Origin of the sequence: Acaryochloris sp. IP29b_bin.137 (assembly GCF_028285745.1) — a bacterium.
GTDB lineage: Bacteria > Cyanobacteriota > Cyanobacteriia > Thermosynechococcales > Thermosynechococcaceae > Acaryochloris.
The window spans coordinates 1-9,284 of record NZ_JANQOP010000072.1 but is presented as its reverse complement, the minus strand read 5'-3'; the positions used below and the strand labels follow the sequence as shown (position 1 = coordinate 9,284).

Below are 9,284 nucleotides of genomic sequence, written 5' to 3'. Positions count from 1 at the left end.
TCTATCCATCACAAAAATGCCCTCGATTAGCTAAATCGAGGGCATTGCTTTTTAAGTAACTGACGCTAGCGTTAATTCAGCTGATGCTGCTCTTGCTCTAGCATTTGAACCAGTCCTTGATCGCCTTTACGTTTGGCAACGGCAAGACGATGCTCCAAGGTCTGGCGAATAAAAGTGTTATGAACTTTTTCCAAATCGGATACATCCCGAATACCCAAACGCCCAGAGGGTCTGGAATAGTTCATGGCTGTTCCGACAGAGATAGATTGAGGCACAACATCAGGAATCTTGGGTGTTTGAGGCAATGTAGACTCTTGGCGAGTTGTAGAGTTGTTCACTCCTTGTCCATACTCAACGCCACGATAGGTCATAACGTGAGTGGGTTGATGAAGATTCGTAGTTGCATACTGCCGACGGCGGCAGGGAGTGCCACGATAGTGGCCAATAATTTCAGTTTCTGTGACTTCTACTGAGGGAGAAACAGGGGTGTACTCGACACCACGATAGGAATATTTCACGGTTGGCCTCCGACCGAATAGATGGGATGAGGCGCGTTCCTTCAGGTAAATGCCTTACTTCCGTCTTGCTGACTCACCTTTGATCAGGAATCAAACAGACAAGCGATGCAAGATGAACGATTCATTTCTGTATCTAATAATACCCTTTTCAAATTAAAGATCGGCCTACAAAACCCGATAAAAAATTAAATTTTGATTAAATATAGTTTTTTTGTATTCTCTGACACTTTTTTGCCTTGAGAATATTGATTTCAAGACTTCAACAAACCTGAAATTCTGGCTCTAACGGCGGCTGACACGAGGAACTGCTGCTTTTCTCTAGCATGACTGCTCATACACCAAAAAACAGCCTGTCAGATGACAAGCTGTTTTGCAAGACTCAGAGCTAACTTAGTGCTGACGAGTCATAGGTGCTTGGGCTTACATCATGCCCATGCCACCCATGCCACCCATGCCACCCATGCCACCCATGCCGCCCATGCCGCCCATGCCGCCCATATCGGGCGCAGCAGCACCTGCTGGCTCAGGCTTATCCACTACTAAGGCTTCAGTGGTGAGCACCATGCCAGCAATCGACCCCGCATTTTGGAGGCCCGAACGAACCACCTTCGCAGGATCAACGACTCCGGCAGCAATCATATCTTCGTAGGTGTCAGTCATGGCGTTATAGCCATAGCTGAAGTCCGCATCACGGACTTTCTCTACAACGACAGCGCCTTCTTTACCAGCATTGTCTGCAATTTGAGTGAGAGGTGCTTCTAATGCAATACCAACGAGGTCTGCACCAACTTTTTCTTCATCTTTCAATTGAGCTTTAACACTCTCAATGGTTTTGGTGAGATGAATCAAGGTGGTGCCACCGCCAGGAACGATCCCCTCAGCTACGGCTGCTTTCGTCGCGTTGAGCGCATCTTCAATGCGCAATTTACGATCCTTAAGCTCAGTCTCGGTTGCGGCACCTACTTTGATGACAGCAACGCCCCCTGCAAGCTTAGCAATCCGCTCTTGCAGCTTTTCTTTGTCGTACTCAGAATCGGTTTCATCCAACTGGCGACGGAGCTGCTCCACTCGCTTGCCGACATCCCCTGCATTGGCCGCTTCTGACACAATCGTGGTGTTGTCTTTGCTGATGGTGACCTTGCGAGCCGTTCCCAGCATCTCTAAATCAACTTTGTCGAGGGTTAAACCCACATCTTCAGAAATGACCTGTCCACCGGTGAGGACGGCAATGTCTTGAAGCATGGCTTGGCGGCGCTCACCAAAACCAGGAGCCTTGATAGCCACAACATTAAGGACACCCCGAAGCTTGTTCACCACCAATGTGGCTAGGGCTTCCCCTTCTAGATCCTCAGCAATAATTAGGAGAGGTTGTCCAGCACGGGCAACTTGCTCCAGGATACCGACGAGATCTTGAAGTGAACTGATTTTCTTGTTGACGATCAGCAAGCGGGCATTTTCGATCTCAGCAACCATGCGTTCTGCATCGGTCACAAAGTAGGGAGAGATATAGCCCCGATCGATTTGCATCCCTTCCACGATTTCCATTTCGGTGGCGAGGGACTTGGATTCTTCTACGGTAATGACGCCATCTTTGCCCACCTTATCCATGGCTTGGGCAATCATTTGACCGACTTCGGTATCGTTCCCAGCAGAGATGGTTGCCACTTGTGCGATCGCATCTCCGGCAACGGGCTTCGACTTGGCTTCGATCTCTTTCACTAAGGCATCAATCGTCTTATCAATCCCTTTGCGAAGGGCCACGGGGTTAGCACCAGCAGCCACATTCTTCAAACCTTCGCGAATCAACGCTTGGGCCAGAACCGTAGCGGTAGTGGTACCGTCACCCGCGACATCATTGGTTTTGGAAGCGACTTCACGCATCAGCTGTGCACCCGCATTCTCCAACGGATCTTCCAGCTCAACTTCCTTCGCAATGGTCACCCCATCATTAATAATTTGGGGTGCTCCGAATTTCTTTTCCAGAACCACATTGCGACCTTTAGGCCCCAATGTAATTCGTACGGCATCTGCCAGAGAATTCACACCACGCTCAAGAGCGCGACGCGATTCTTCATCAAATACTACATGTTTGGCCATTACAAGCGTCCTCTCGTTTGCGCCTTCTCAGTGAATTACACACAACGTTTCGTGTTTTTCAGCAAACTAGCACTCTCAAAGGGAGAGTGCTAAATCTGAGCTAACCCATTGTAGCCCCAAGGCCCGAACTAAAATATTGGGTTATTGTCCAGATAACCGAACTTCTGCTGACGGGCTTTTACAACTGTTAAATCAGTCACCAACAACACTTATTTTTTCGTTTTGGTACGGCTGTAATATCAAGCCCGAATCAATTGGCTTTAGCTGTCTCTGACAACCTGACTTGAACAGGTCAAGCATTACAGAGCCATACATATAGGGCTTCAGGTTGAACTTTAGAGAAGATACAGGATCAAAAATAAAATAATCCAAATTACATCTACGAAGTGCCAGTATACTTCAGTAGCTTCAATCCCAAAGTGGCTAGTTTCTGAATAATGACCTGGCACTCGTGAACGCCATAGTACTGCTGACATCAACAGGAGGCCCACAAACACATGCAATCCGTGGAAGCCGGTCAACAGATAGAAGGTGCTGGCAAACAGGTTGGTGGTGAGGCCAAAGCCCAGATGGTTGTACTCGTACACCTGACCTGCTAAGAAGGTGGCTCCCATAGCAATGGTGATCGCAAACCACAGGCGAGCGGCTTTTACGTCCCCACTTTTCTTAATGGCGGTATCAGCCTTATGAATCACAAAGCTACTGGAAATCAAAATAATGGTGTTGATGCCAGGCAGCATTAATTCTAGTTCTTCCGTGCCCTCGGGGGGCCAATTAGGCGTCACTACCCGAAACGCAAAATAGGCGACAAAGAGTCCCAAAAACAGCATGCTTTCCGAGACCAGGAACACAATAAACCCGAAAAGTCGCAAATCGGGATGCTCACTATGGTGCTCAGCGGTTTCCACCGTGGCGGCATAGGTGATGTCGGTTTGATTTTGATCGGCTGTTGAACCTTGCATAGGTATCCAATATTGCTAACGTGTTCTGGTTTAAGGAAGGGATTACTCTGAGCTGTCGGCTGCCAGGGCGGGAGTGGGTAGCGCTAAGGTAGCCGCCACAAAATCGAGGGCTTTTGGCGTCCCATAATCGTAGGGACCAATCGCTAAAACGGGATCTTCCTCAAAATTTTCCACAGGCGGGGGAGAAGGGACCGTCCACTCTAGGGTCAGTCCTTTCCAGGGATTACTGTTGGCTTTGGGGCCTGCCAACCAGCTCCACACCGCATTGACCACAAAGGGTACCGTAGACACGGCCAAGATATAGGACCCAATCGTACAGACTAAATTTAAGGCCGCAAACTTGGGATCATATTCGGCAATCCGCCGATTCATCCCTTGCAATCCCAAGACATGCATTGGCAAAAAGCAAATATTAAAGCCCACAAAGGTCATGGCAAAATGCACCTTGCCCCAGAATTCATTCAGCATCCGTCCGGTCATTTTAGGAAACCAGTGATAGAGTCCGGCATAGATACCAAATACGCTGCCACCAAATAAGACGTAATGGAGGTGAGCAACCACAAAATAGGTATCGTGTACGTGAATATCAAAGGGCACCGAGGCCACCATTACCCCACTCAGGCCCCCGACCACAAACATAGAGACAAAGGCCATCCCAAACAGCATGGCGCTGCATAAGTTCAGCTTGCCGCCCCAAACCGTTGCCACCCAGCTAAACACCTTAATGCCCGTGGGCACGGCGATCACCATCGTGGCAATCATAAAGAACATCCGTAGCCAGTCGGGGGTGCCACTGGTAAACATATGGTGAGCCCAGACAATTAACCCTAAAAAGCTAATGGCAATACTGGAATAAGCAATCGCCTGATAGCCGAAAATCGGTTTGCGGGCATGGACGGGCAGAATTTCTGAGATTAAGCCAAAGGCAGGCAAAATCATAATGTAAACCGCCGGGTGGGAATAAAACCAGAACATATGCTGGTAAACAATCGGATCACCGCCCCCTGCTGGATTAAAGAAGTTGGTGCCTACCAATAAGTCGAAGCCCAACAACACCATGGCTCCACTCAAAACAGGGGTTGCCACCAGCTGCAGGGCAGACGTGGCCAGCATGGCCCAGCAAAAGAGGGGCATATCATTCAAGGTCATGCTGGGAATGCGCATTTTAAGGATGGTGACCAGGAAGTTAAGCCCTGCCATAATCGATGACGTTCCCAGGAGAATGACGCCCAGAATCCAGATGGCTTCTCCGGCTTTATTGGTCATTAAGCTTAAGGGGGGATAGGAGGTCCAACCTGCGCTCGCCGGACCGACAAAAAAGCTACACAACAAGAGAATGCTGGTGGGTGGGATGATCCAAAATGCGATCGCATTCAGTTTCGGGAAAGCCATATCCCTGGCCCCAATCATCAGCGGCACCAGAAAATTGCCAAAACCGCCCGTCAGCGTCGGAATGATCCACAAAAAGATCATAATCGTGGCATGCATCGTGAACAGTTCGTTGTAGGTCTCCCGCTGGACAAAATCTGACGCGGGAGTTGCCAACTCAGTTCGCACCAATTCTGCTAAGAGCCCACCAATCAGGTAGAACACAAAACTAGTAACTAGGTACTGAATCCCAATCACCTTATGGTCGGTACTAAAACTGAAGTATTCGCGCCAAGGCGTCACCTCTACTTCTTCCAAATGGGGGGCTGGGGCTTGCGCTTCCGTCATAAACCAATCCTTTATCCCGGGGTGATCACAGAAATCGTTGTCTTGTTGTCAAAATAAATAGTGCTGTCAGGACGCTGAAGGGGAGTGTTTAGCCTGAGCTAAATCCGACTGATGGGATTCATGCAGATGATCAGGCAGACCCATCGCTGCAGCATGGTGTTCTAAGGGGGACGTGGTTACAGATTGAGCGACCGTCTCCCTTGATGTATTTGCCACGAGCTGACTATCCACCCACGCTTGGTACTCCGGGCCTGAGTGAACAATAGAGCGGGTTTTCATCGCTCCGTGATACGCCCCACATAACTCAGCACAAATCACGGGATAAACCCCTTCCTCTGTGGGCTGAAAATTTAAATGAGTCACCTGTCCAGGCACGGCATCTTGCTTCAGGCGAAACTCAGGGACCCAAAATGCATGAATAACGTCCCTCGCCGTGATATTAAGGGTTACCGGTCGATTGACAGGTAAATGGAGTTCGCCAGAAATGATGCCCGTATCGGGATAGGTAAATAACCATGCGTATTGCAAACCATCTACATTGACTTGCAACGGCTCGACCGTTTCAGTCGCCACCGCGGGGCTAAGCGGGTCTGGGGATACATCGCTTTGATCCACCACCAGTCTGGTTGAATCGGACCCCTGATCTGCAGCCACCATTTCCATCTCACCATGCTGATGGGCCATATTATGAGACCCCATCGTGCCTACGCTATCGATACTTTGGTAAACATCAAAACTATAAATGCCCAACCAAAGCACCAGCATTGCCGGGATAGCAGTCCACACAATTTCTAGAGAGACATCACCATGAATCGGCTCAGCATCTGTGGCATCATCCGGCTGACGACGAAAAGCAAACAGGGAGTAGAGCAGTGCCCCTTGAACTAATAAAAATAGACCCGTTGCAATGGCTAACATTGCCGTAAATAATCGGTCAATCTCAGTGGCTTCTGCCGCTGCCGCTATGGGAAGCAAACCATTATTTTGACTGACCCAAAGGCTAGCCAGGGTAATTAGAATCCCAATGATTAGAGTGAGAATCGCTGTGGGAACTTTCACAATGGTTTTCCTGTAGTGATAGAGCGAACATCAGGCCAGATAACAAGGAGAAACCCTGCACAACCGTTTGAGAACCTTCAACGTTTAATTACTACGGTAGATCAGCTCACTCAGTAAGATGGAGCTCTGATCAGCAGTTTTAGGCTTTTCTTTGGGATCCTGACAAGACAACAGACATTTCTATCTTGGCAGTTGATTCAAAGTTTGGAGATGGCCGAACCTTAAAGTTTCCTTACAAAAATCCATGTCTTTCCACCTTTCGGTAGAACCCTTAAAAAAAAGTAATATCTGCAACGGTGCAGAGCAACCTGCAACACTTGTGTAGCAATATGTTTCAGGTCATTCCGGCTTCAAGAAAATACTGGTTACAGTGTAATTATTCGAACCAAGTGCTTACTTTAGATCGCTGGGAGCGAGCATTCAAAAGTTTATAACCCCAGATGTGGTTACACTCTCTTTCCTATCGTTTTTGACATAATTTATGGTCGAGATATTACAGAACTCTTCCCCAGCTCCGCATTCAGGTGGCAGAACGCCGTCCCATTTCCTTAGCTACGCGTTCTTCGGCATGGCCATCTTGACCTTGTTTTTGATGGCTTTGGGTAGCGCCACACGGGTGATGAATGCCGGACTATCCTGCCCCGATTGGCCTTTATGCTACGGAGAGCTTGTTCCTAGAGAACAAATGAATCTCCAAGTTTTCTTGGAATGGTTTCATCGTCTAATTGCATCTTCTCTCGGCTGTTTGATGATTCTATTAACTGGCGTGACTTGGTGGATGAAATCACAATTACCCAAATGGCTCCCCGCCTTGACGACCCTATGTTTGGGATTGATCATCTTTCAAGGCGTATTGGGGGGACTAACCGTTACTCAACTGTTGAGGTTTGATATTGTTACTGCTCACCTGGCAACCGGGTTGATGTTTTTCAGCTGCATGCTAGTGCTTGGCAGTAGTCTGATGCCCTATCAAGGAACGGGAGTAGTCGATCGATTGCCTTGGCTCAGTTCCTTAGCCGTTGCCCTCGTCTACTTCCAAAGTATTCTGGGCGGTTTAGTGGCGTCTCAATGGGCTGCTCATCAATGCTTAGCGGGAGCCCAAATGTGTCGGATTATGTATAACCACTTCGCTGGTGTTGTTCCTCCGAGTCTTACCGTTCTGGCCTTGGTGCTTTTATCATGGCGCACCCCCGCCTTACACCCTCACCTCAGAGGTTTGGGAAAGCTGGCTTTCGGATTGCTGAGTCTGCAAATTTTGGTGGGCATTTCAACCCTGCAATTACATCTACAAGTGGTGGGTTTAACGGTTGCCCATCAAGCCATTGGCGCTGGCTTGTTAGGCACCTTAGTGATCTTTAGCGTGATTGCAATTCGTGATCGTCATCAAGCAGAATCTGTAAAACCGCTGCAAACGGTGCCCATTCGCATTACAGGTTCCTTAGAACCGTCTTGATCCAGCAATACATTGATCGTTTTGCCTTGGCAGTGACATCCTCATCTATGCTGTCTTGCCCGACCTTGGAATTTATTCAGAGGCTTAAATATGCAAAAGACCGCCTGGGCTGAGGTTCCTTGGCTTCATCCTGGTTTTGCTCAGACCTGCATTGACTTCTATCAACTGACTAAACCGCGTCTTATCCTGTTGTTTTTGATTACAACGGCAGCCGCTATGTGGGTTGCATCTTCTGGACAAGTGGGTCCGCGATTATTTCTGACGACCTTACTCGCAGGTGCATGTGCCGCAGGGTCGGCTAATACTATTAATTGTATTTACGATCGCGACATTGATTTCATCATGGAGCGAACTCGTCATCGTCCCTTACCGTCCGGGCGGATTCAAGTCTGGCAGGCGAGTGTTTTTGCTGTTGCCTTAGCCCTGGCCGCCTTTCTGCTTTTAGCCTTGGGTGCTAACCTTCTCAGTGCCTGTCTAGCAATGTCTGGCATCGCGGTATACATTGGCGTCTATACCCATTGGCTCAAACGCTCATCCACCCAAAATATTGTGATTGGGGGGGCAGCAGGTGCGATTCCGCCTTTGGTTGGCTGGGCTGCCGTCACGGGAGAGCTAAGCTGGGCAGCTTGGGTGCTGTTTGCCATTATCTTTGTATGGACTCCACCCCATTTCTGGCCCCTTGCCATGATGATTGAAGAGGATTATGCCAAAGTTGGGGTCCCCATGATGCCAGTGGTCAACGGTATGGCGACCACCGCTAATCAGACGTTTGTTTATACCGCACTGTTATTACCTGTCACCCTCTTGTTGGTCTACCCATTGCAGGTTGCTGGCACGCTATATGCGCTGATTGCCATCGTGCTCTGGGCCCAATTTATTCACAAAGCCTGGCAGCTGACCCAAACCCCAGATGATCAGCAAATGGCACGGTCGGTTTTCAAGTTTTCGATTCTCTATATGATGTTGCTTTGTGCAGGGATGGGAGTGGATAGTTTGCCTTGGACTCAGCAAGTATGGCACCACTCTACCCATATCTTGCAAGCCTGGATACCCAGTATCGGTTGAGACCGCGGGGCTGGATTCATCGCATCTTTGTCTATTGGAATCGGTCCGTTTTTTTGTTCGTGGCCCTATAGGGCTCTAGGGCGAATCATAAATTCAAACGACTTAAACGGAATCTTGGAGGAGAAGACCATTCAAACATCAGCGAATATCCCCGTAAAAGCTAAATTTAGTCTGTTTTTGTCATAATGCCCAATCTTTGCCGAGGCGCTGTGGCTTAAAAAATCCCTCTCTCAGTCTGCAATCCCTGAGATTCATGCAATCACACCGTAGACACAGTAATAAAATAAGAATGACTGCCTGTTGAGATTTGTGATTATATGGCTCCTGCTGTTCTCATCCAAAACCTAAAAAAATCCTACGGCAAGGTTGAAGCAGTTAAAGATGTCTCCTTTCAAATTCAACCGGGAGAGATTT

At 48.6% G+C, this 9,284-nt stretch carries 7 protein-coding genes and 1 riboswitch; of the genes, 2 read left to right on the top strand and 5 right to left on the bottom strand.

All coding sequences use genetic code 11. From position 1 onward, the window contains the following. Positions 1-71: 71 nt before the first annotated feature. From Q0991_RS05450 to Q0991_RS05430, 5 genes are all read right to left on the bottom strand, one after another. Positions 72-518: a DUF4278 domain-containing protein gene (locus Q0991_RS05450; protein ID WP_299486224.1), complete on the bottom strand. Its 447-nt coding sequence runs from the start codon at positions 516-518 to the stop codon at positions 72-74. Positions 519-548: 30 nt separating this feature from the next. Beyond that, a riboswitch (Glutamine riboswitch) is annotated at positions 549-639 on the bottom strand. Positions 640-938: 299 nt separating this feature from the next. Next, a complete protein-coding gene (groL, locus tag Q0991_RS05445; protein ID WP_010472301.1) occupies positions 939-2,615 on the bottom strand; it encodes a chaperonin GroEL in 1,677 nt (558 codons plus the stop codon). A gap of 335 nt (positions 2,616-2,950) precedes the next feature. Beyond that, positions 2,951-3,577 (bottom strand): heme-copper oxidase subunit III, encoded by a 627-nt coding sequence (locus Q0991_RS05440; RefSeq protein WP_299486220.1) that lies wholly within the window; start codon positions 3,575-3,577, stop codon positions 2,951-2,953. Between the two features lie 42 nt (positions 3,578-3,619). After that, entirely contained in the window at positions 3,620-5,293 is a 1,674-nt protein-coding gene (gene ctaD, locus Q0991_RS05435) for a cytochrome c oxidase subunit I (protein ID WP_299486218.1), read from the bottom strand. A gap of 66 nt (positions 5,294-5,359) precedes the next feature. Beyond that, positions 5,360-6,352, bottom strand: coding sequence for a cytochrome c oxidase subunit II (locus Q0991_RS05430; protein WP_299486216.1), 993 nt, complete (start codon positions 6,350-6,352; stop codon positions 5,360-5,362). Positions 6,353-6,920: 568 nt separating this feature from the next. On the opposite strand from Q0991_RS05430, the gene Q0991_RS05425 reads away from it, so the two are divergent. Both Q0991_RS05425 and Q0991_RS05420 read left to right on the top strand, forming a co-directional pair. After that, positions 6,921-7,805: a heme A synthase gene (locus Q0991_RS05425; protein ID WP_299486214.1), complete on the top strand. Its 885-nt coding sequence runs from the start codon at positions 6,921-6,923 to the stop codon at positions 7,803-7,805. 90 nt (positions 7,806-7,895) lie between these two features. Next, positions 7,896-8,870, top strand: coding sequence for a heme o synthase (locus tag Q0991_RS05420; protein ID WP_299486212.1), 975 nt, complete (start codon positions 7,896-7,898; stop codon positions 8,868-8,870). Positions 8,871-9,284 lie beyond the last annotated feature (414 nt).